The organism is Streptosporangium sp. NPDC003464, from assembly GCF_053588315.1.
On the sequence record NZ_JBSFPS010000001.1, the window covers coordinates 89,686 to 110,415 of the forward strand.

The 20,730-nt window shown below is 71.8% G+C and carries 16 protein-coding genes and 3 pseudogenes; 6 read left to right on the forward strand and 13 right to left on the reverse strand.

Translation table 11 applies throughout. The features are described 5' to 3' along the window. Window positions 1-32: 32 nt before the first annotated feature. From ACWDS7_RS00445 to ACWDS7_RS00460, 4 genes are all read right to left on the reverse strand, one after another. The gene (locus ACWDS7_RS00445; protein ID WP_451927443.1) at window positions 33-2,039 is read right to left on the reverse strand and encodes a right-handed parallel beta-helix repeat-containing protein; all 2,007 of its coding nucleotides are present in this window, start codon (window positions 2,037-2,039) and stop codon (window positions 33-35) included. Window positions 2,040-2,084: 45 nt separating this feature from the next. Next, window positions 2,085-3,854, reverse strand: a complete 1,770-nt coding sequence (locus ACWDS7_RS00450) for a glycoside hydrolase family 35 protein (protein ID WP_451927444.1) — start codon at window positions 3,852-3,854, stop codon at window positions 2,085-2,087. Between the two features lie 120 nt (window positions 3,855-3,974). Beyond that, the gene (locus ACWDS7_RS00455) at window positions 3,975-5,129 is read right to left on the reverse strand and encodes an ROK family transcriptional regulator (RefSeq protein WP_306870142.1); all 1,155 of its coding nucleotides are present in this window, start codon (window positions 5,127-5,129) and stop codon (window positions 3,975-3,977) included. 48 nt (window positions 5,130-5,177) lie between these two features. Beyond that, entirely contained in the window at window positions 5,178-5,372 is a 195-nt protein-coding gene (locus ACWDS7_RS00460; RefSeq protein WP_451927460.1) for a hypothetical protein, read from the reverse strand. Between ACWDS7_RS00460 and ACWDS7_RS00465 the strand changes: the two genes are divergently transcribed. Both ACWDS7_RS00465 and ACWDS7_RS00470 read left to right on the forward strand, forming a co-directional pair. Beyond that, entirely contained in the window at window positions 5,320-5,820 is a 501-nt protein-coding gene (locus ACWDS7_RS00465; RefSeq protein WP_451927457.1) for a glycosyl hydrolase 2 galactose-binding domain-containing protein, read from the forward strand. The genes ACWDS7_RS00460 and ACWDS7_RS00465 overlap by 53 nt on opposite strands. A gap of 12 nt (window positions 5,821-5,832) precedes the next feature. After that, on the forward strand, window positions 5,833-7,341 hold the full coding sequence (locus ACWDS7_RS00470) for a beta-N-acetylhexosaminidase (protein ID WP_451927445.1): 1,509 nt from the start codon (window positions 5,833-5,835) through the stop codon (window positions 7,339-7,341). A 567-nt stretch (window positions 7,342-7,908) separates the two neighbouring features. Here the strand turns inward: ACWDS7_RS00470 and ACWDS7_RS00475 are convergent. The 6 genes and pseudogenes from ACWDS7_RS00475 to ACWDS7_RS00500 all read right to left on the reverse strand — a co-directional run bounded on the left by ACWDS7_RS00475 (window position 7,909) and on the right by ACWDS7_RS00500 (window position 14,544). Further along, window positions 7,909-9,285 (reverse strand): protein kinase domain-containing protein, encoded by a 1,377-nt coding sequence (locus ACWDS7_RS00475; RefSeq protein WP_451927446.1) that lies wholly within the window; start codon window positions 9,283-9,285, stop codon window positions 7,909-7,911. Next, the gene (locus ACWDS7_RS00480) at window positions 9,282-10,091 is read right to left on the reverse strand and encodes a WD40 repeat domain-containing protein (protein WP_451927458.1); all 810 of its coding nucleotides are present in this window, start codon (window positions 10,089-10,091) and stop codon (window positions 9,282-9,284) included. Before ACWDS7_RS00480 ends, ACWDS7_RS00475 begins: the two co-directional genes overlap by 4 nt. A 432-nt stretch (window positions 10,092-10,523) precedes the next feature. Continuing rightward, window positions 10,524-10,973, reverse strand: a pseudogene (locus tag ACWDS7_RS00485) (hypothetical protein); the annotation flags it as partial. Continuing rightward, window positions 10,855-12,735, reverse strand: a pseudogene (locus tag ACWDS7_RS00490) (protein kinase domain-containing protein); the annotation flags it as partial. The pseudogenes ACWDS7_RS00490 and ACWDS7_RS00485, both read right to left, overlap by 119 nt. A 331-nt stretch (window positions 12,736-13,066) precedes the next feature. Continuing rightward, complete coding sequence (locus ACWDS7_RS00495) at window positions 13,067-13,660, reverse strand: TetR/AcrR family transcriptional regulator (RefSeq protein ID WP_451927447.1); 594 nt, start codon at window positions 13,658-13,660, stop codon at window positions 13,067-13,069. Between the two features lie 281 nt (window positions 13,661-13,941). Then, window positions 13,942-14,544, reverse strand: a complete 603-nt coding sequence (locus ACWDS7_RS00500) for an MFS transporter (protein WP_451927459.1) — start codon at window positions 14,542-14,544, stop codon at window positions 13,942-13,944. A gap of 6 nt (window positions 14,545-14,550) precedes the next feature. On the opposite strand from ACWDS7_RS00500, the gene ACWDS7_RS00505 reads away from it, so the two are divergent. Continuing rightward, complete coding sequence (locus ACWDS7_RS00505; protein ID WP_451927448.1) at window positions 14,551-14,730, forward strand: hypothetical protein; 180 nt, start codon at window positions 14,551-14,553, stop codon at window positions 14,728-14,730. 19 nt (window positions 14,731-14,749) lie between these two features. Here ACWDS7_RS00505 and ACWDS7_RS00510 read toward each other — a convergent pair whose 3' ends face one another. Continuing rightward, entirely contained in the window at window positions 14,750-15,139 is a 390-nt protein-coding gene (locus tag ACWDS7_RS00510; protein ID WP_451927449.1) for a RidA family protein, read from the reverse strand. Between the two features lie 67 nt (window positions 15,140-15,206). Between ACWDS7_RS00510 and ACWDS7_RS00515 the strand changes: the two genes are divergently transcribed. Next, window positions 15,207-15,836, forward strand: coding sequence for a CGNR zinc finger domain-containing protein (locus ACWDS7_RS00515; RefSeq protein WP_451927450.1), 630 nt, complete (start codon window positions 15,207-15,209; stop codon window positions 15,834-15,836). A 486-nt stretch (window positions 15,837-16,322) separates the two neighbouring features. Continuing rightward, window positions 16,323-17,768 (forward strand): alpha/beta fold hydrolase, encoded by a 1,446-nt coding sequence (locus ACWDS7_RS00520; RefSeq protein ID WP_451927451.1) that lies wholly within the window; start codon window positions 16,323-16,325, stop codon window positions 17,766-17,768. Window positions 17,769-17,832: 64 nt separating this feature from the next. Here ACWDS7_RS00520 and ACWDS7_RS00525 read toward each other — a convergent pair whose 3' ends face one another. Then, window positions 17,833-19,077: a sensor histidine kinase gene (locus ACWDS7_RS00525; RefSeq protein WP_451927452.1), complete on the reverse strand. Its 1,245-nt coding sequence runs from the start codon at window positions 19,075-19,077 to the stop codon at window positions 17,833-17,835. A gap of 118 nt (window positions 19,078-19,195) precedes the next feature. On the opposite strand from ACWDS7_RS00525, the gene ACWDS7_RS00530 reads away from it, so the two are divergent. Beyond that, on the forward strand, window positions 19,196-19,960 hold the full coding sequence (locus tag ACWDS7_RS00530; RefSeq protein ID WP_451927453.1) for a TSUP family transporter: 765 nt from the start codon (window positions 19,196-19,198) through the stop codon (window positions 19,958-19,960). Between the two features lie 20 nt (window positions 19,961-19,980). On the opposite strand, the pseudogene ACWDS7_RS00535 reads toward ACWDS7_RS00530, so the two are convergent. After that, a pseudogene (locus tag ACWDS7_RS00535) lies at window positions 19,981-20,730 on the reverse strand (hypothetical protein); the annotation flags it as partial.

Below are 20,730 nucleotides of genomic sequence, written 5' to 3' on the forward strand. Positions count from 1 at the left end.
GGCGTGGGCCCGCCGGGGTCGTCGGGCGGGGGTCAGCGGGTCGTGATCTCGTTGACGGACAGGTTGCCCCAGGTGCGGTTCGCCGCCTTGACGACCAGGCGCAGCTGGGTGGTGGTGACGGCCGCGGGCAGGGGCACGGCCCGGCGCTCGACGGTCGCCGTGTTGCTCGCCCAGGTGATCGCCGCGTCGGCCGCCTGGGTGGTCCAGGCCGAGCCGTTCCAGGTCTGGACGTCCAGCTTGGTGATGCCCTGGCCCTGGCCGAAGTGGGTGGCCAGCACCACCTCGGAGATCCGGCGGGCGCTGGGGAAGGTCAGCGTGATGCTGCCGGGCAGGGCGACGCCGGTGCTCGGGCTGGCCCACGTCACGTAGTCGGACCCGTCGGCGAGCGCCGCCGGGGTGGTCGACTGCCCGGCGCCGAACGTGGTGGCCGCGGCCGGGGCGGCCTCGTTCGCGCCCGGGCCGGCGGTGCGCTGCAGTCCGCCGAGGTCGGGCATGCCGGAGGGGAGCGCGGTGCCGACCGCGTCCCTGCCGCCGTCGGAGGCGACCTCCAGACCCTGGGCGAGCGCCGGCGAGGCGGCGGTCGGCAGGTAGCCGCCGAGAGCGGTGATCGAGGTGGCCGAGCCGGGCGAGGTCAGCAGCGGATCGCCGGTCAGCGCGGCCTTGTCCTTGGCCGGCACCGGTCCGCCGTGGAACAGGTTGCGGTCGTAGACGACCTTGCCGCTGTCGTTGTAGGGCAGGTTCGCGCCGTTGTGGATGACGTTGTTGCGGAACCTGACGCTGCCGACGGTGGAGTTCCACACCTTGACCAGGCTGAACGACGCCCGGTCCGGGTGGTCGCGGATGAAGGGCGTCAGCGGCACCCAGATGGTGTTGTTGTAGACGTCGATGTTGGTGGCGTTGGTCGACAGCGCGAACACCTGGTTGGCGTCGCCCTGGCTGACGTTGTAGCGGATCGTCGCCTCGGCGGGACCGCTGCCGGTGGAGACCGCGATGAAGAAGCCGCCCTCGTTGTCGTGGCTGAAGTTGTACTGCACCAGGCTGCGGTGGGCGGAGGCGTCGGCGTCGAAGGCGTTGCCGTCGCTGGCCAGGCCCCAGTACTTCGTCCCGGACACCTCGTTGAACTGCACCAGCGTGTCGTCGGTCCCGGCCCACCAGATACCGACGTTGCCGTGGTTCTGCGCGGTCCTGTCCACCCGGTTGTGCTCGATGAGGGCGCCGGCGGCCTGCATGACCGTGATGCCGCCCGCGGAGATGTCGTGCACGTTGTTGCCGCGGACGACGACGCCGGTGCTCGGCGTCCACGGCCGGAAGTCGGCCGCGGGGATGCCCATGAGGTCCTCCCACAGGGAGTTCCAGCCCTCGCGCTGCATCCACTGCGACCAGGTGACGATGCCGTACGAGCGGGAGTCGGCGACCTCGTTGTCCTCGATGCGCAGGCTCTGGTAGTAGGTGGGGACGTCCTTGCCCCGCGCGCTGACGATGATCCCGCCCGCCGACGGGTTGGACGACTGGTTGCCCGAGGTGGCGCCCTGGATGGCGTGCACGAAGTTGCCGCGGATGGTGATGCCCGGCACGGCCCCCGCGTCGGCGGCGCTGACGCCGATGCCGATGCGCGGCGTGGTCCCGGAGCCGGTGTTGGTCACCTCCAGGCCGCTGACCTCGACGTCGTGCTGGTTCTGCAGTTTGACGGTGGCGTCCACCGCGCCCCCGCCCGCGATGAGCGGTCTCGCGCCGGTGCCGTAGGAGGTGAACGTGATCGGGGCGGTGCCCGTGCCCGACCCCTTGGGGGCCAGCTGGCCGTTCCACTGGCCGCCGGCCTTGAAGCCGACGGTGTCTCCCGGCTGGAAGGTCTGGGCGTTGACCTTGCCGAGGGTCTTCCAGGCCGTCGCGGGGCTGCGGCCGTCGGCGCTGTCATCACCGTTCGGATCGACGTAGTAGGCGCTGCTCGCCGCGTGCGCGGCGGGGGCGAGGGCCGGTAAGCCCGCACCGGCCAGGACGACCGCGAGGGCCGTCCCCGCCAGGCGTGAACCACGTGCCATGGTGCTCCTTCTCCTGTGCCTCCAGGCCGGGCGGCCTGAGACCGGTCAGCTGCGGCTCTCTCCCAGGTCGGGGGCCGCGCGGATCTCGACCCGCGGCTGCGCGGGCGCCTCGTCGAGTTCCAGCACGACGAGTTCGTTGGCGCCCCGGCGCAGCAGCGGCCAGGGCAGGTAGAGGGTGACCTGCGGGCCGCGCGACCAGTAGCGGCCGAGGTTGAAGCCGTTGACCCAGACGTAGCCCTTGCCCCAGCCGGGCAGGGCGATGAAGCCGTCCCTGACCTCCTCGACGTGCAGGGTCGCGCGGTGGAACGACGGCCCCGCGGCGCTCGTGTCGCGCCCCCACGGCAGCCCCTCGACCGAGTCGAGCGGGACGGGGTCGATCTCCCAGCCGAAGACGAACTGCCGCTCGTGCCGCACGCCGCCGGTGACGCCCTTGCTCTCGCCCTGGACCGGGCCGTAGTTGACGCGGCCCATCGCCTCGACGATCAGCGTCACGTCCACGCCGCGCTCCGGGATGGCCAGGGGAAGCGAGGTGACGGCGTCGCGCTCCAGGGTCGCCCGGTGGACGCCGTCGATCAGCACGCACGCCCGGTCGTGCAGCCCGGCGACCGTCAGCGGCAGCGCCTCCGGCCGGGGTCCGGGCACGTGGCCCCGGTAGACCGCCAGCCCGTATGCCTGGCCGAGCTCCTCGAACGTGCGCGGAACGGCGCTGCGCACCGTGCCCGTGGACAGCACGTCCAGGCAGTCCAGCAGGCTCAGGCGGGCCTCGCACGCGATCTCCCGCGCGGGCAGCGTGGCGACCGGCTCGCGGGACGGCTCGGGCGGCAGCGCGGTGTGGCGGCCGAGGACCTCGCGGTAGGCCCAGAACTTGGCGGTCGGCTCGCCGTGCTCGGAGATCGGCGCGTCGTAGTCGTAGGAGGTGACCGTCGGCTCGTACCGGCCGTCGGCCTGCTCGCCCCCCGCGTTCGCGCCGGCCATGAAGCCGAAGTTGGTGCCGCCGTGCGCCATGTAGACGTTGACCGACGCGCCCCGGGTGAGCAGCTCGTCCAGCAGCTTGGCGACCTCCTCCGGGTCGCGCACGTGGTGCTCCTCGCCCCAGTGGTCGAACCAGCCGTTCCAGAACTCCATGCAGAACTCGGGGTCGTCGCGGTTCCTGGCGAATTCGGCGAAGTGACCGGCCGGGTCGCTGCCGAAGTTGGCGGTCGCGTAGATCTCCGGCACGGTGCCGCCGGTGACCATGAGGCCCCAGCTCCCGTCGGAGGTGAACAGCGGCACGTCGATCCCTCTGCGGGTCAGGCCGCTCGCCAGGTGACGCAGGTAGACATGGTCGTCGCCGTAGGATCCGTACTCGTTCTCGACCTGCACCATCAGGACGTTGCCGCCCCGGCCGACCTGCCGCGCGGCGATGCGCGGGATCAGCTCGTCGAACCAGCGGTCGACGGGCTCCAGCCAGCGGGGGTCGTGGCAGCGCTGCCGGAACTCCAGCCAGGCCGGGATGCCGCCGTTCTCCCATTCCGCGCAGATGTAGGGGCCGGGGCGGACGATCGCGTACAGCCCGGCCTTCTCGGCGGCGGTGAGGAAGCCTTCCACGTCGGCCAGGCCGGTGAAGGTGAACTCGCCCGGACGGGGCTCGTGCAGGTTCCACGGCACGTACGTCTCGACCGTGTTCAGCCCCATCGCCCGGAGCTTGGCGAGACGGTCGGGCCACTGCTGGGGCAGCGTCCTGAAGTAGTGCATGGCGCCCGACAGCACCTGGAACGGTTCGCCGTCGAGGGTGAGGCCGTGGCGGGTGACTTGGAAGCGGCGGCTCATAGGCATGGAAGCGTTCTTCTCCTGCGCGTCGAGCGCCTGCTCGACTTACTAATGAAGCGAGGCTAAATATGTAGCGGAAAGCGCCTTCCCGTCAAGAGGCCACACGTCCCCCCTCGCGCGCCCCCTTCAGCAGGGCTGGGCTTCGGGCAGCGTGGCGTCCACGTCGTAGAGGCGGGCGTCCACGTGGTCGAGCGCGTGCCGTACCGCGCCGAGCACGACCGCCTGGTCTCCCAGCGTCGAGACGGCCAGCTCCGGCGGCTCCAGGCAGAGCGGGTCGAGATGGCGGCGCAACGGCTCCAGCAGCACATCGCCCGACCGGGAGACGCCGCCGCCGATCACGACCAGGTCGGGGTCCATCGTCAGCACCAGCGCGGCGATGCCCTCGGCCAGGTCATGGGCATACTGCTCGACCGCCCAGCGCGCGGCGGGATCCCCCTGCCTGGCGGCCGCAAAGACCAGCCCGGCCACCTCCTCGGCGGCCGTCCCCGCGGGGAGCCCGGAGAATCCGGCCAGGTGCGAGGGGGCGCGATGCCAGCCGACCAGAGGCAACGCGCCGATCTCCCCGGCCATGCCGCGCCCGCCACCGTACAGTTCGCCGCGGATCAGCAGGCCGGCGCCGGTACGCACGCCCGACAGCACGAAGACCAGGTCCCGCGCGCCCGTCGCGACGCCCATCCACCGCTCGGCCAGAGCCGCGAGGTTGCAGTCGTTCTCGACCAGGACCACGGGGCCGATGTCGTCGCCCAGCTCGGCCACCAGGTCGACACCCGTCCACTCGGGCAGCGCCACGGAGAGCTTGACCACCCCCTCCCGCGTCACCACGCCCGTAGTGCCGACGCAGGCGGCCGTCAGGCGGCCGGCTTCGAGACCGGCGTCCTTCAACGCCCCGCGGGCGGCGCTCCTGACCCCGTCCAGCCTGTCCGCGCGGCTCGCCTGCGACGTCAGCCGGGTGACGGACCGGCCCATGACCTGGCCTTCCAGGTCACAGACGAGCGCCCGCACGGAGTAGGAGCCGACGTCCACGCCGAGCACGTGCCCGGCCTCCGCGCGGAAGCGGAACAGCCTCCTGGGCCTGCCCATCTGGCCGGTCTCCGGCGGCGACTCGGCCAGCCAGCCCGAGGCCAGCAGGTCCTCGGCCAGCCCTTCGACGGTGGGCCTGGACAGCCCGGCCCGCGAGGCCAGCTCGGTCAGGCCGATCGCACCGTGCCCGCGCAGCGCGCGCAGGGCAGTGACCATGTTGATCCGTCTCAGCCTGGAGGTGTCACTGCCGCGTACCCGCATGCCGCTCCCTTGATGACAACGTACTCAGACAAATGAAAACAGCCATCATTAGTAGGCCGCAAGTCGGAACGGGCCGCGCCGACCGCCGCTCCGCCAGGCCCCACCTGGCGAACGCGTGCCGGTGCTGGAGCGCACCCAGGTGATCGCCACCAGGGTACGCGGACCGAGCCCGGCCTTGATCGCGATGACCATGCGGTCGGCCGTGGCCTTCCCCGGGTTGTCGTGGAGCCGGACCTTTCGCACCCGCGCGCCGGTACGGTTCACCTCGGCCTACACCGAGGCCGAGGCGGTGCGCAAGAAGGTGGGGGACCGGCCCACCACCTGCACCGAGCCGTTCAACTTCGTGCGCAAGATGGCGTGCCCGTTCGGCTGGGACTGGGGGTCGACGCTGGTCACGGCGGGCATGTGGCGGCCCGCCTGCCCCGACCGCGACTCCGCCCGCCCGCCGCCCCGCATGGACGTCGAGGTGGTCCCCACCGCCACCGGCTGCCAGGTTATGATCACCGCGCGCACTCTGATCCGCGACCTGCTACCCGCACGCCGACCGGCTGCACCCGGAGGCCGCCGCCGATCAGGGCCTGACCACCTTGCTGCCCGGCGAGCGCCACACCATCGCCGTGCACGGCTGGACGGGCGAACCGGACCAGCTCGGCGGCGCCGTGCGCTGCGCCAACCCCGTCGATCCGCCTGACCTGGAGTCACCGTGCACCTCATCCCCCGCCCGGCCCGCCTGACCACGACACCGGGCACCTGGCAGCTCACCGAGAACACCGGTCTCATCGCCGACCCCGCCGCCGGTGAGGCCGCCGAACTGCTGCGCGAGCTGGTGGGCAGACCCGCGGGCAGCAAGCTGACCCCGGCCGCCGAGCCCGGCCCCGACACCATCCGGCTGCGCGTGGACCCGGCGCTCGCCGACGAGGAGTACCGCTTGTCGGTCTCCACCGAGGGCGTGGTGATCACGGGTGGCCGACGCGGCCTGCCGCTCGCCGTCCAGACGTTGCGACAGCTCCTTCCCGCGGAGATCTTCGCCACCGGCCTGGCCGGGGGAGCGGCGTGGACGGTGCCGTACGTGGAGATCGAGGACGCGCCGCGCTTCGGCTGGCGCGGTGTGATGCTGGACGTGGCCCGCCACTGGTACCCGGTGGCCTTCCTGCACCGGATGGTCGACCTGGCCGCGTTGCACAAGCTCAACGTCGTCCACCTGCACCTGACCGACGACCAGGGCTGGCGGATGAAGATCGACCGCTACCCGCGCCTGACCGAGGTGGGGGCCTGGCGCGCGGAGTCGATGCTCGGCCACTACTCCGAGGGCCGCTACGACGGCGTCCCGCACGGCGGCTTCTACACCAAAAGCGAACTGCGCGACCTCGTGGCCCACGCGCGGACGCGCGGCATCACGATCGTCCCCGAGATCGACATGCCCGGCCACATGCGCGCCGCCATCGCCGCCTACCCCGAACTGGGCGACGACCCGGACCGCGCGCTGCCGGTGGCGACCGCCTGGGGCGTGCACGAGCAGGTGTTGAAGATGTCCGAGGAGACCATCGCGTTCTGCCGGCACGTGCTGGAAGAGGTGCTGGAGGTCTTCCCGAGCGAGTGGATCCACATCGGCGGCGACGAGTGCCCCAAACGCGAGTGGGAGGAGTCCGCGTGGACGCAGGCGCGCCTGCGCGAACTGGGCCTGTCGGACGCCCACGCGCTGCAGAGCTGGTTCATCGGCCGCATGGCCGACTTCCTGGCCGAGCGCGGGCGGCGGCTGATCGGCTGGGACGAGATCCTGCAGGGCGGCCTCGCGCCGGGCGCGACCGTGATGTCCTGGCAGGGCGAGCAGGGCGGCATCGACGCCGCCCGGGCGGGGCACGACGCGGTGATGTGCCCGCACACGCACACCTACTTCGACTTCTACCAGGCGGGACCGGACGGGGAACCGCTGGCCATCGGCGGGCTGACCACCCTGGAACACGTCTACGCCTACCGGCCGGTCCCCGCCGGGCTGGACGCCGAGGCGGCCGGGCACGTCCTCGGCACGCAGGGCCAGCTCTGGAGCGAATACCTGCCCACCCCGGCCCACGTGGAGTACATGGCCTTCCCCCGGCTGTGCGCCCTGGCCGAGGTCGCCTGGGGCACGGCGGGCGAGTACGCCGGGTTCACCGAACGCCTGCTCGCCCACCGCCGCCGCCTGGACCACCTCGGTGTCGCCTACCGCCGCTGACCGCACTACGCGAACAGGCGGATCTCCTTCAGGCGGAAGGGTGCGCGACCGGAGCACGCGCACCCGGAACCTGCGGGCCTCGACCGGAGCCGGCAGCGTGATGACGCGCTTGGCGCCGACGGTGCCGCAGGCGGCGATCCGCTCCGGCGGGAGTTGCGTACGCGCGGGATCAAGGACGGACGCCGGTGCTGTTCGAGGCGATGATCGCGCTGGAGTGCCCCCGAGGGGGCGCGGGGGCACCCTGCCCGCGCTGCGGCAGCAGGCCGCCGATCACCCACTCACCGGCGTCTGAAATCGGCGTCCACCCTGGAAACTCTTATGGCCCCGTAGCTCCTCGTCCCATCCTCATGCATATGTATCACGCATACCTCTGCGCCATCCGACATGGCGATCCACCGATTCTCCTTCCCCCCAGCGAAGGATTGGTTCCGAATGGCCTGCGGCTGGTGACACGTTTCTTAACGGCACCCCAAGCAAGGCGACTCTTAACGGCACCCCAAGCAAGGCGACGCCCCACCGGCGCAGGCGCCCCGGATGCCACGAGGTAGGGAAGTCAGAGGCGTGAGGTCACGGAGTCATGGTGCGGAGCGCGTCGTGGAGCTCGGCCGCGCTCTGGTAGCCGATCGCGGGCTTCTCCTGGAGCGCCTTGTCGATGATGGCGGCCAATGCCGCCGGGACTTCCGGGTTGCGGCGGCGGATCGGGACGGGCGGTGACTGTAGGACGACCTGCCACGGGTCCCTGCCGGCCGGGAAATCCCTCGGGTACCGCGCGGTCAGCGCGTGGTAGAGGCAGGCGGCGAGCGCCCAGACGTCGACCGCCGGCGCGGCGTTGCGGAAGTTGATGACTTGTTGGCGGGGCATGTACCAAGGCTTGCCCGCGGCAGTGCCGGTCCGGGTCAGGCCGCTGAGACCGGCCTGGTCGAAGGCCTTGGCGAGCCCGAAGTCGCCCACCTTCGCCACCGGCGAGCCGTCGGCCGCCTCGCTCAGCAGGATGTTCTGGGGACTGAGATCGCGGTGGACGACGCCCTGCTCGTGTGCGTGCCCGATGCCTTCCAAAGCCTGCAACGCGAGGCGGACGGCCTCCGGGGCCGGAAGCCGCCCACCTCTGCGCTCCAGGAGGTGGTCGAGGCTGCCTCCCGTACAGAACTCCGTGGTGAAGTAGAACGTGCCGTCGGCGGATCCGGCGTCGTACAGCGCGGCGACGTTCGGGTGGCGCAGCGCCCTGGTGAGGTCCACTTCGCGCAGGAAGCGGGCATGTACGTCGGCGCCGGCGGCCACCTTCGGCAACATCACCTTCAGCGCCACCTCTTCGCCGGTGCCCTGGTGGCGGGCGAGGAAGACCGCGCCCATCCCGCCCCGGCCGAGTTCGCGCAGGATCGTGTACCCGGCGATGGAGGAGAGATCGCGGCGACCGGCGTACGCGAGCTTCAGCAACATCGCGGCCACCGCTGCCGGTCTGGCCTGACAGGCGGCGCAGACGTACTCACCGGACCGAGCGCCGACCTCGCTGCCCACCTCCCGGTCGCAGACCTTGCACCGGGGCAGCTCCAGCGTGCGCTGCACGCCACCCGCGGCGGGCTGGACACCGACCCGGAAAACTGTTTCGCCGATCCGGATCTCGTCGCCGTCGGACAGGTCGTGCTCCGGGAACGGCAGCGCCGCGGCTTCCTCAGGGGTCTGGTGTGCCGCGCGCTGGCCGATCTTCTCGCCGTTGACATAGGTCCCGTTGAGGCTGCCGAAGTCGCGGATGCGCGCGTCCGGGGGGTTGATGTCGAGCAGGCAGTGATGCCGGGAGACGGTACGGTGATCGGCGTCGTCCGGCAGTCGCGGCGCGCAGTCGTCGGCGCGGCCGAGCACGCAGGTGGTTCGCTCGTCGAAGATGTACTCGGTGCGGGCGAGCTTGCCCCTGACGAGTTTCAGCGTGATGGTTGCCGGTCGCGTCATCGTCTCCACATCCTGCTCAACACCGTGCCGAGCCGCGCCCGATGTCTGTCGCTCCCGCTGTCGGCCGGGACCGACAGTTCCCAATCGAATTCCCAGCGCTGGACGGTCCCGTCGCTCCCTGCTGACAGAGCGAAGTCGCCATCGGGTGCGAACGCCAGACCCACCGGACGTCCCTGGTGTGTCTCCAGGGCGCGCAGCAGCTGCCCGCTGGGGACATCCCAGACCCGGAGACGATCGTCGTCGTCCGCCGACAGAACGGAGCGCCCGTCCGGGCTGAGCCTGGCATGCATGGGATGGCCGGGGTGCTCGAGGACCTGTACGCACTGCCCCGACGCGATCTCCCACAATCGGATGTTCCCGCGGGCGCAGGCGACCACGGATCGCCCGTCGGCGCTTATGGACGCCGACGTCACCCGCTCGTCGGTCCCCTCCAGAGCTCGCAGCCGTCGCTCCCTGCGGAGATTCCACAGCATGATCTTGTTGCTCCGGCCAACGGTGGCGGCGACCCGTTCGTCGGGGCTGACCCAGATCGAGTGCGCCAGGCCGCATTTCTCGATCGTTCGCAGGAGGCGGCCGTTGGCCAGATCCCAGAACTGCAGCTTCTCGTTGACCGCGGCCAGCGCGCGTCGCCCGCCGTCGTAGAAGCGCGCGGAGGTCGCGCCGTGAGTGCTCGCGAACATGACATGCAGGCACTCACCGGTGCCGGTGTCCCAGAGCTGAAGCTTGCCGTTGTGCCCGGCGGACAGCACCCGCCGGGCGTCGGCGCTCAGGGCGATGTCGTTCGTCGCGGTCGGAGGTCCGTCCATGACGCGCAGGCAGGTTCCGCCGGCGACGTCCCAGATCTGGATCCTCCCGTCGTAGTCCTTGACGGCCGCGATCGTGCCGTCGGCGGACAGCGCGACGTCGTATCCGGGGAAGGTCGTCGTGGGCCACGCCGCCCGCAGGCCGGTGCGGACCGCGTGGCGGCTCAGAGCCCGCCAGGCGTCCAGCACCTGAGGCGAACGCTCGTAGCCGGGGATCACCCGTGCCCGGGTGAGCACGTCGAGCGCGCGGGGATAGCGGGCGGCGGCGATCTCCTGCGCCGCCTCGTTGACCAGAGCCTCGACCTCGTCGCCGAGGCGGCTGAGCTCGGCGTGCCGCCTCGGCTTGCTCGGCTGCGGAGCGGCGGTCCAGCCGAGAGGGAGGTCCCACCGGCGGACGGCGTTGTCCTGGCCTGCGGAGGTCGCCGAGCGGCCGTCCGCGCTGAGCCGGACCGCCCGCACCGCGGATCGGTGGCCACGGAAGGTCCGCAGGCATCGCCCGCCGGCGATGTCCCAGACGCGGACGGTCTTGTCGGACGAGCCGGAGAGCACGAAGCGCGCGTCGGCGCTCAGCGAAAGGGTTTCCACCTCGTGCGGGGTCTTCATGGTCAGCAGGGAACGGCCGGTGCGGAGGTCCCACAGGCTGATCGTGCGGTCCTTGGCGCCGATGGCCGCGAGACGCCCGGCGGGGTCGAGGCAGCTGGCGGTGGCCGTCGAGGTGTCTTCCGCGCGGATCTGCCGGTAACGGCGCGCGCAGGTCCCAGCACCGGACCTCCCCGTTGGACTTGCCGGTGGAGAGCAGGAAATGGCCGTCGGCGGACAGTTCGATCGAACGTACACCGCCGGTGTGCCTTTTGAGGGTCCGAGTGATCTGCCCGCTGTCGACATCCCAGATCTGGATCGGCCCGTCGGCGTTCGAAACGTACACGACGCTCGCGTCGGCGTTCAGCGCGACCGGATGGGTCACGTAGCCGAACTGGGGCGGCTGCTTGAGGGCGAACCCGCGCAAGCATCGGCCGGTGCCGAGATCCCACAGCCGTAAGACGTGGTCCTTGCCGGTAGAGGCGGCGAAGCGCCCGTCCGGGGTGAGGGCGATCGAGCACAGCTCCTTGCGGTACCCGTTCTCGACATGCGCCTCGATCGACCGGAGGCATTCCCCGCCGCGCAGGTCCCACAACTTCAGCATGCCGTCGCGGCCCCCGGTCAGCAGCAGCCGGCCGTCGGGGGTGAGGCTGGTCAGGACATAAGGGCCCATCTTGTACGGACCATCCGGATCAGTGAGCTCGTCGTCCCGATACAACGCCCACGGAATCGCCCTGGCCTCCACGCAGCGCGCGTCGGTGAGCCGCCCGGACCGGATGGTCCGCAGGACCGCCTGGGCTTCGGGTTCCCCGGTGGCCTCGGCTCCTGACTCACCGAGAAGCTCGCCGGCCGAGGTGAGGTCGCCGCGTTCGAGGTGTGCCTGGGCGAGCAGGTGGCGCGCCTGCGAGGAGTCTCCTGCGTCGGTGCGGACCGCCTCGAGCCCGGTGATGAGTTCTTCGTCGGTGATCTCACCGTGGCGCCACCGATGCAGGCCCGTGTTGTAGGTGGCCTCCAGGTGCTGCGGGTCGACGGCCAGCGCCGCCGCGAATGCCTGCCGCGCCTCGTCCGTGCGGTCGAGGTCGAGCAGCGACACGCCTCGGTTGTTGAGCTCATCGGCACGCAGGTCCGCCGCGACCGGAACGGCCCGCGGATACGGGCTACCTGAGACCCGCTGATGGGCCTCGGCCAGGCCGGTGGCGACCTCGGCCATCGAGCGCGGCCGATCGGCCGGATCGAGGCGCAGGCACCGCTCCAGCAGGTCGGCGAGTTCGCCGGGCATGGCAGGCAGTCCGGCTTCCCCCGGCCCGTCGGCGCGGTAGGCCGACAGCGCTTCTCCCGCGACCGGCCCGGCCATCCAGGTGATCCCGCCGGTGAACATCTCCAGCACCGAGACCGCGAAGCTGTAGATGTCGGTGCGCCGGCCCAGCGCCTCGCCCGAGCTCTGCTCCGGCGAGGCGTACGCACGTGTCAGGCCACCGGTGGGGACCAGCACGCTGACGCCGGGCGTGCTCTCGTGTGCGGGCATCGTCATGGCGACCGCACGAGCCCTGGCCAGCCCGAAGTCGGTCACCTTCGCGGTGCCCTCCTCGTCGATCAGGATGTTGGCGGGCTTCATGTCCTGGTGTACCAGGCCACGGCTGTGCGCGTGCTCGAGGCCCCACGCGATCTGGATCGCCAGGTCCGTGATGCGGGTGAGTGCTTCGCGTTCGGTGCCTCCGTACAACCTGCGGTCGTCGATCCAGTCACGCAGGCTGCCGCCAGGCACGTACTCGGCGAATACCCGGGGAATACCGCCGATCGTGCGGACGTAGTGGCAGGCGCACACGTTCGGGTGCAGCCCCAGCGACACCCATACCTCGGCCTCGGTGATGAACCGCTCGCGGTCGGCCGCGCCGCGGAACAGCTCCGGGCGGGGGCATTTCACCGCGAGATCTGTGCCCCACAGCAGGTGCCGGACCCGGTAAACCAGCCCCATCCCGCCGTGCTCGTGCACCCGCGTCACTTCGTACCGGCCGTCGATGACGTCACCGACTTGCCACAGCGACAGGGCCTCTGCGGGCTCGCTCATCAGCAGACCGTATCGTGATCTTCGAAGGGCCGCACTGTCGGGTATGCGCCGCCGGCCGTGCGCGGGCGTCCGATGGGCGGTGCCGAGGGCGTGTCTGCAGGATGAGCGCCTGACCGTCGTCCGGTACGTCGCCGAAAGAATCCCCGCTGGAGGCCGGCCTCGAACTCGGCGACTCACGCCCTCAAGTGTTCCGTACAGCCCCCAGCACCGGAACAGCTATCCGGAACACCTTGACCTGAGCGTCCAGTCTGATCGCCCGGTGTTCCGGCGGGGGATCCCCTTACGGGACAGTTAGTGGCTCGGCTCAGATCCTTGGCCTTTCGATCGCCCCTCACAGCGTGGCCGGTCCACCTGGTGTGCCGGCGATCTGGGTGACGAGGAAGTCGAGTCGCTCCGTTTGGCCGTTCGGGGGGATGCGGCCGCTTTCCGACAGGGCGGCCATGCCGTGCAACGCGCTCCAGGTGACTTCGGCGAACAGTTCGCGTCGCAGGTCGTCCGGGCGGAAGCAGCTCACGAACTCGTCGAAGGCGGCGCGCAGTGGGGGCGGCGTCTCGGCGTGCGCGAACTTCACATCGGTCGGCAGGACGAACATGGCCTGGTAGAGGGCGGGCTGTTCGGTCGCGAACTCCAGGTAGGCGCGGCAGACGGCGTGCAGTGCCTGAGGCGGCTCGGGGGTGGCCAGCCGGGCACGGCGCAGGCGGGCCGCGAGTTCATCGAAGCCTTCGATGGCAACGGCGCGAAGGATGGCCTCCTTCCCGTTGAAGTGGCTGTAGAGCACGGGCTGGCTGTACTCGACGCGCTCAGCCAGCCTTCGCGTTGTCACCGCCTCCCACCCTTCGGCCTCGGCCAGTTCGCGGGCGGCCGTGATGATCAGCTGATGGCGTTGGGCGCGTTCACGTTCGCGGCGTTTGGTGATGGCGGACATGGCAGCATCATAGCAACGCTAGACATCATGTCTATGATAGAAATATCGTCGCTACCATAACTAGCGCCGTTAGTGGAGCGCTGCCGTCGAGGGGGACAACTCATGCTCAGCCCCATCGCCACGGTGCTCGCCGGGGCCGACGACGGCCGTGGCGGCCATGGCGATCGGGGCGGAGGCGAGTCCCATTCCGCCGGTGATGAGCACACCCGGCAGAACGATGCCGGTGAGCAGGCCGCTTTCTGGTGTGATGGTGGCCTGCCAGGCGAAACCCGCAGCCGAGCTCAGCGCGCCTGTGGCCAGCAGCGGACGCAGGCCGACCCGGCCGGCCACGGCGTGGCCTTGGAGGCGACGATGATGGCGAGGGTGTGCGGCAGGAACGCCAGGCCCGCCTGGAGCGCGCTGTAGCGCAGGACCTGCTGCATGTAGAGAGACGGGAGGTACCAGACCGCGAAGCCCGCGGCGCCCAGCAGGAACTGCACGAGGAGCGCGCCGGGCACCGAGCGGGCTCGGAAGATCCGCAGCGGCATCAGCGGCGCCCGTGCGAATCTGGCCTGCACCAGGACGAACGTGGCAAGTGCCAGCACGCCCACGCCCATCGGGATCAGCGCGCGCGCCGAACCCCAGCCGTACGCGGGGGTCTGCAGCATCCCCAACTCCAGCGCAGACAGTCCCACCGTCACCGTGATCGCCCCGGTCAGGTCGAGCCCGCGGGTACCGACGTCGCGGCTCTCGGCGAGCAGGCGCAGCGCGGCGATGATCGCGACCGCCCCGATCGGCGCGTTGATCGGCAGGATCCAGCGCCACGACAGGTAGTCCGTGAGCAGCCCGCCGGCGAGCGATCCCGCCGCCCCGCCGCCCCGCCGACCGCCCCGACCGCGCCCCAGGTGGCGATGGCCCTGGCCCGCGCCGGCCCGGCGGGGATCGTGGTGGTGAGGATCGTCAGCGTGGCCGGGGCGACCACGGCCGCGCCGAAGCCCTGGATCGCCCGTGCGGCGATCAGCAGCTCCGGCGTGCTGGCGAGCCCGCCCGCCAGGCCGGCGATCGGTGGATGGTCCCGCCCCTGGAAGTAGCCCCCGCCCTCAGGGGACGTCACACGACGGCGACGGCGTCGACCTCGACGAGGAACCCGGGGCCCAGGCCGGCCACGACGTGGACCGTGATGGCCGGCGGTGGGTCGGCCCGGTTCCACACCTCCTGGAAGGCGGCCACGCCCTCGTCGAACGTGTGACCGTCGACCACGGCGATGCGCCAGTGCACGATGTTCGCCAGGCTCGCCCCCTCGCTCTCCAAAATGGTCACGAGATTGCGGAATACCTGCCTGGCCTGATCCCCGACTGTGGGACCGACGACCTTGCCGTCGGCGCCGACGCCGTTCTGCCCGCCGATGTAGATCGTCTTCGCCGGCTGTTCGACCACGACGGCCTGGCTGAAGGCCGGGCTGCGATGAAGCCCCTCGGGGTTGATGTGCCGTACGCCCATGTACTTCCTCCTTGGATGCTGAAACCGGTTATAGAGGTTTCGTTGAGACACCAGTTATAGTGGTGTCATGCGAGTGAATGCAACCGGACGGGTGCTGCGCGACCCCAAGGGCGGGTCGTTCCGGTTCGACGCCGGTGCCGTCTGCCTGGACTTCGCCCACACGGGCGGCGAGGGTCGGTACGCGATATTCGAGAGCCTCCACGAGCCTGCCGACCTCGCTGAATGGCTGACCCAGCCGCCACTGGCGGCAGTCATGACGGCTCCCGTGACCGCCCGCGAGCTGACTGCGGCCAAGGCCCTGCGCCAGGCGATCTGGGACGCGGCCCACGCCCGGGCGGCGGGCCGCCCGCTTCCCGCGAGGGCGGTCGCGACCATCAACCGGGCCGCGACCGCGGCGCCGCTGACCCCCGAACTCGCCGCCGACGGCACCACCGCCGGATGGGCGCCGCCGGTGCGGGCCACGCAGGCGCTGTCGACCCTGGCACGGGAGATGATCGAACTGCTGTCCGGGCCGCTCGCCGAACGCATCCGCGAGTGTGCCGGCGACAACTGCCCGCTGGTGTTCGTCGACACCTCCCGCCCCGGCGCCCGCCGCTGGTGCGCGATGGAACGCTGCGGCAACCGCCACAAGCTCCGCGCCCTGCGCGCCCGCCAGGCCGGGCCCGGCGCGCCGGCGGCGGCCCCGCTCGGCGAGTAGCTCGTTGTCGGCGGCCGTCCGGGGGGCGCGGTCTTCACCCGCGCCGCGGTGGCGTCGTCCGGCACGTACGGCTTGGCCGGGCCGGTCACCCGGACCGGGCCGTAAGCGTCAGGGGGTGGCCCGCCGTCCGGCGCAGGCCACCCCCTGGGATCAACCGCCCATGCCACCCCGTATGGAGCAGCGCAGGTCGGACGGTACTTCGTTGGATTCACGGCCATTGCTCAGGCGACCCCCGTTCGACGGCGGAGCGCCGAAACCCGCCTTCTCCGAACGGCGGAACGGGCCCCGTCGTACCGGCCGTTGCCCCTTTCCGGCCTGGTCGGTCCGCCCCGTGACGTGACCGGCCGTTCGGTTGCTGCTCAAGCCCCGACACATGCCCCCTCCTGTAATAGGGGACTAATTCTAGATTATGATCTCTATTATTCGGCTGTGCCGCACCGGGCCACCGGTGCGGCCGGGGCCCATCCCCGCCGGTCAAGGAGGATCATGTCTGAGCCCATCGACCCGCCCGCATTGCGATCCCTGCTCGACGACGCGGACTTCGTGGACGTGCAGAGCGTCGAGGGAGAGGTGACCCTGCGGGAGTTCGTCGCGCACTCCATCGGATGGGAGCCGGGGTGGCTGCGGGCCCTCTATCTCGCACGCAGGGTCTTCGCGCGCCTGCTCCGTCTGGCCCATCGCGATGTCGTGCCAGGCTCGGACCTGGCGCCGGCGGAGATCCCGTTCACGCCGGGACGCAAGATCGGGTTCTTCACCGTCGTCGAAGGGGTGGAGGACCGCTATCTCCTGCTGGAGGCGACCGACTCGCACCTGGCGGCCTACCTGGCGATCCTCGCCGAGACAGCCGGGCCCGGCCGCAGGCGGTTCCGCATGGTCACCGTCGTCAAGCACCTCCACTGGACGGGACCTCTCTACTTCGCCGTCATCCGCCCCTTCCACTACATGGTGGTCCGCGGCATGGGCCGCGCCGGAGCGCGGCGGCCCGGACGGGAGGCGCCGGCGCCGGATTCCGGGCGGCCTGCCGCGGCGGGGCGTCCGTCGCCCGCCGCCCGGGTCCTGTCGGCGGCGGTGTTGCCGGTCGCGCCGCTGTACGGGGCCGCGCTGGCCTACCGCCTCTTCCACCCGCCACGGCGGCGGCACCACCGGCGGCCGCAGGACTTCGGGCTGGCCGCCACGGTGCTGGCGATCCCGCTCGGCGGGGGAGGGCGGCTGCACGCCTGGCTCTGCCCGGGGGCGCCGGACCGGGTGGTGGTGCTCGGACACGGCATCGGTCTGAGCAAATCGGCGAGCCTCGCGCACGCGAAGTTCCTGCACGACGCCGGTTTCACGGTCTGCCTGTTCGACCATCGCAACCACGGGGCCAGCGGGCACGACCGTGCCCGGATGAGGCTCGGCGAGCGGTTCACCGACGACATCACCGCGACGGTGACCCACCTGAGGCGGGCCGAGGGGTACGGCTCGGCCCGCCTCGCCGTCTACGGCTTCTCCTTCTCCACCTTCCCGTCGCTGTACTCCCTGGCCCGTGAGGGGTTCGGCGTGGACGCCGTCGTCTGCGACAGCGGCCCGGGAGACGACCTCCCGCAGCTGTTCGGCAACTTCCTGGAGGCGGGCGGGCTGCCACTGCCGTCCCCGCTGCGCGGTCCGCGGCCCCGGGCGGCGGTGGCCGGCACCCTGGGCTCCCTGGCCACCGCGATGCTCGGCGCCTCCTGGCCGCCACCGGCGGACGGCCCGCTCGCGCACGTCCCGCTGCTGTTCATGTCGGGCGGGCGCGACCGCATCCTGCCCGCCTCGTCGGTGCAGGCGCTGGCGGGCCGTTATCCCCGGGCCGAGACGCACGTGCTGCCGGACGCCGACCACCTGACGGGGCTGAAGACCGACCCCGGGATCTACACCACGACCGTCCTGGACTTCCTCGAAAGAGCCCTGAGATGAGCGGGGCGGACGGCGCGGGAGCGGGGATCGGAGGAGCTCCGTCCCACCCGCTTCGGCAAGCTGGTCACGATCCACGGAGGGAGTGCCGGACGGGCTCCTGGGCGCCGCGCAGCGGGAGCCGGGCCGCCACCCGCCACTCCCCGTCCGCCGCCCCGGCGTCCAGGTGGCCGCCCAGCAGGGTCACCCGCTCCCGCATGCCCGCCACCCCCCGTCCGCCGCTCCGCCCCGACCGCTGCCTGATCTGGTTGCGCACCTCCAGCTCCAGATGGTCGTCACATACGGCCGCCGCCAGCCGGACCGTCCCGCAGCCGTGCCGGATCGCGTTGGTCAGCGCCTCCTGGACGATCCGGTAGGCCTCCCGCGACACCAGCGCGGGCAGCGCGGACAGGTCGCCGGTGACCTCGGCGACGGCGCCGGTCGAGCGGACCAGCTCGGGCAGGTCGGTCAGGGTCCTGGCCGGGGCGCGCCCGCCGCTCTCCTCCTCGCGCAGCACCCCGAGCACGTGGTCCAGGTCCTCCAGGGCCGACCGCGCCGACTCCTCGATCACCGCCAGCGCGGCGCGCGCCGCCTCCGGGTCGCGGTCGAGCACCCGCCCGGCCGCGCCCGCCTGGATGGTCACCAGGCTGAGCGCGTGCCCGACGGAGTCGTGCAGCTCGCGGGCGAGCCGGTTGCGGGTGGCCAGCCGCCGGGTCCGCTCCTCCAGCGCCGCCAGCCGGTCGGCCGGGGTGGGGCCGAGCAGCACCGGGGCGAGCCGCGCCAGCAGCGCCCCCGCGCCCGCCACCGCGTGGACCAGCAGCACCGACGTCGCCACCGCCGCCGCCGGTCCCCACGCGCTGCTCCACCCGGCCTCCAGCGCGGTGCCGAAGAACCCGAGCCGGTCGCCCAGCAGGGGCAGCAGGCACAGCCAGACCACGAACGGCACCAGCGCGAGAGTCGCCCCCGCCAGCACCGCGCCGATCCCCAGGTGGAGGGTGAACCAGGCCGCGGTACGGCGCCGCTCGGCCCAGGTGCGCGCCCGCCGGTCCGGGCCGGAGTCGATCCGGGCGTCCAGCAGGCCCCGCGCCGCGGTCAGCTCCAGCGCCCGTACCGGCAGGAACAGCCCGGTCAGCGCGATCAGGGGGAGCACGCCGGCGAAGACGACCGGCTGGGCCGACACCAGCGTGTAGCTCTGCGCCTCCGGCAGGCCCAGCAGCCCCGAGACCACCGTGCCGACCATCACGTACGGCATGGCCAGCGCGCCGCCCAGGATCAGGAACGTCCACCTCAGGTAGGTGGACGGGCTGGTCAGCGGGGTCAGGATGCGTCTCACGCCCCGATCCTCCCAGCCCGCCAGGGCGCTCGCCTCCCGCCGGGGAGGGACCGTCTCCCCGCTGCGGGGGAGGCGTCGGTACGCTCTGCCCGGCGGACACGTAATTCGGGGGCTTGGCATGGATATGGTGCAGATCATCCTGTTGCTTGTGGCGGCGGCCGGAGCGGGATGGATCGACGCCGTGGTCGGCGGGGGAGGGCTGCTGCAGCTCCCCGTCCTCCTCATGGCAGGGCTCTCGCCGGTGCAGGCGCTGGCCACCAACAAGTTCGCCGCCATCTTCGGCACGGCCTCGGCGGCGGTGACCTATGCCAGGACCACCAAGCTCGACACCGGGGTGGTGGTCCCCGCCGGGCTGGGCGCGGTGGTGGCCGCCGGGCTGGGCGCGGCGTCGGCGGCGGCGATCTCCAAGGACGCGCTCATCCCGCTGGTCATGGTCACGCTGGTGGGCGTGGCGCTGTTCGTCACCTTCCGCCCGGCGTTCGGCACCCACCCCCAGCCTCATCTGCGCACCCGCGAGAGGATCCTGGCCGCGATCGCCGTCACCGGTGCCGGGATCGCCTTCTACGACGGCATCCTGGGCCCGGGCACCGGCACCTTCCTGATCATCGCCTTCACGACCGTCCTCGGCATGGACTTCGTGAGCGCCTCGGCCCATTCCAAGATCATCAATTCCTGCACGAACCTGGGCGCCCTGCTGGTCTTCGCCTACCAGGGGCATGTGCTGTGGCTGCTCGGCCTGGCCATGGCCGTCTGCAACATCGCCGGGGCCCAGGTCGGCGCCCGGATGGCGCTGCGCCGGGGGGCCGGGTTCGTGCGCGCCGTCCTGCTGTGCGTGGTGATCGCGATGGTGGCCAAGCTCGGCTACGACCGGTTCGTCGCCTGACCACGCACCGCTGAGCTGATCTACTTTGTAAGGGGACCGGGCCGGAGCGCGGACGCCGCCAGCGCCACGAAGGCCGCCAGCAGCACGGGGACGGCCAGGGCGCGTGGCAGGCCCACCAGCTCGGCCAGGCCGCCGATCAGCACCGGGCCGCTGAGGAAGCCCACGTAGGACAGGCTCGCCACCCGGGCCAGCGCCTGCCCGGCACGGGCCGGATCGCGGCGCCCGGCGGCGGAGAAGACCTGCGGGACGATGCACGACAGGCCCGCGCCGAAGCAGCCGAACCCGATCACCGCGGCCACCGGATGGTTGATCAGCAGGGCGGCGCCGAACCCCGAGGCGGCCAGCAGGCCGCAGCCGCGCACCAGCGTCACCGGGCCCAGCAGCATGGTCAGCCGGTCTCCGGCGAGGCGGCCGGCGGTCATCATGACGGAGAAGGCGGCGTAGGCCGCCGCGGCGAACCCGGCCGAGCTGCCGAGGTTGTCGCGCAGGTAGACCGAGCTCCAGTCCGCCGCCGCCCCCTCTCCGATCATGCAGCAGATCCCGAGCACGCCCAGGAACAGCAGGCCGCGGCCCCGGCCGGCCGGCGCGCCGCCGGCGACGGTCTCCGCGGCGGGCTCCCCGGGTGGCGTGAGAGCCCACCGGGAGGCCCACAGCGCCAGGGCGGCGATGACGGCGAGCTGCTCCAGCCGGGTGCCGTAGCTGGCGTTCTCGCCCGGCTTGTAGGTGCGGTCGCGGAGGTGGCCGGACGTTCCGGCCATGAGCTGCAGGCC

Excerpts from the sequence above, each read along its gene's own strand:
- ACWDS7_RS00505 (WP_451927448.1), top strand. The coding sequence starts at position 14,551 with ATGGCCCTGGCCCGCGCCGGCCCGGCGGGGATCGTGGTGGTGAGGATC.
- ACWDS7_RS00475 (WP_451927446.1), bottom strand. The coding sequence starts at position 9,285 with ATGACGCGACCGGCAACCATCACGCTGAAACTCGTCAGGGGCAAGCTC.
- ACWDS7_RS00515 (WP_451927450.1), top strand. The coding sequence starts at position 15,207 with ATGCGAGTGAATGCAACCGGACGGGTGCTGCGCGACCCCAAGGGCGGG.
- ACWDS7_RS00465 (WP_451927457.1), top strand. The coding sequence starts at position 5,320 with ATGCGGTCGGCCGTGGCCTTCCCCGGGTTGTCGTGGAGCCGGACCTTT.
- ACWDS7_RS00480 (WP_451927458.1), bottom strand. The coding sequence starts at position 10,091 with ATGGACGGACCTCCGACCGCGACGAACGACATCGCCCTGAGCGCCGAC.
- ACWDS7_RS00455 (WP_306870142.1), bottom strand. The coding sequence starts at position 5,129 with ATGCGGGTACGCGGCAGTGACACCTCCAGGCTGAGACGGATCAACATG.
- ACWDS7_RS00495 (WP_451927447.1), bottom strand. The coding sequence starts at position 13,660 with ATGTCCGCCATCACCAAACGCCGCGAACGTGAACGCGCCCAACGCCAT.
- ACWDS7_RS00530 (WP_451927453.1), top strand. The coding sequence starts at position 19,196 with ATGGATATGGTGCAGATCATCCTGTTGCTTGTGGCGGCGGCCGGAGCG.
- ACWDS7_RS00450 (WP_451927444.1), bottom strand. The coding sequence starts at position 3,854 with ATGCCTATGAGCCGCCGCTTCCAAGTCACCCGCCACGGCCTCACCCTC.
- ACWDS7_RS00520 (WP_451927451.1), top strand. The coding sequence starts at position 16,323 with ATGTCTGAGCCCATCGACCCGCCCGCATTGCGATCCCTGCTCGACGAC.
- ACWDS7_RS00510 (WP_451927449.1), bottom strand. The coding sequence starts at position 15,139 with ATGGGCGTACGGCACATCAACCCCGAGGGGCTTCATCGCAGCCCGGCC.
- ACWDS7_RS00445 (WP_451927443.1), bottom strand. The coding sequence starts at position 2,039 with ATGGCACGTGGTTCACGCCTGGCGGGGACGGCCCTCGCGGTCGTCCTG.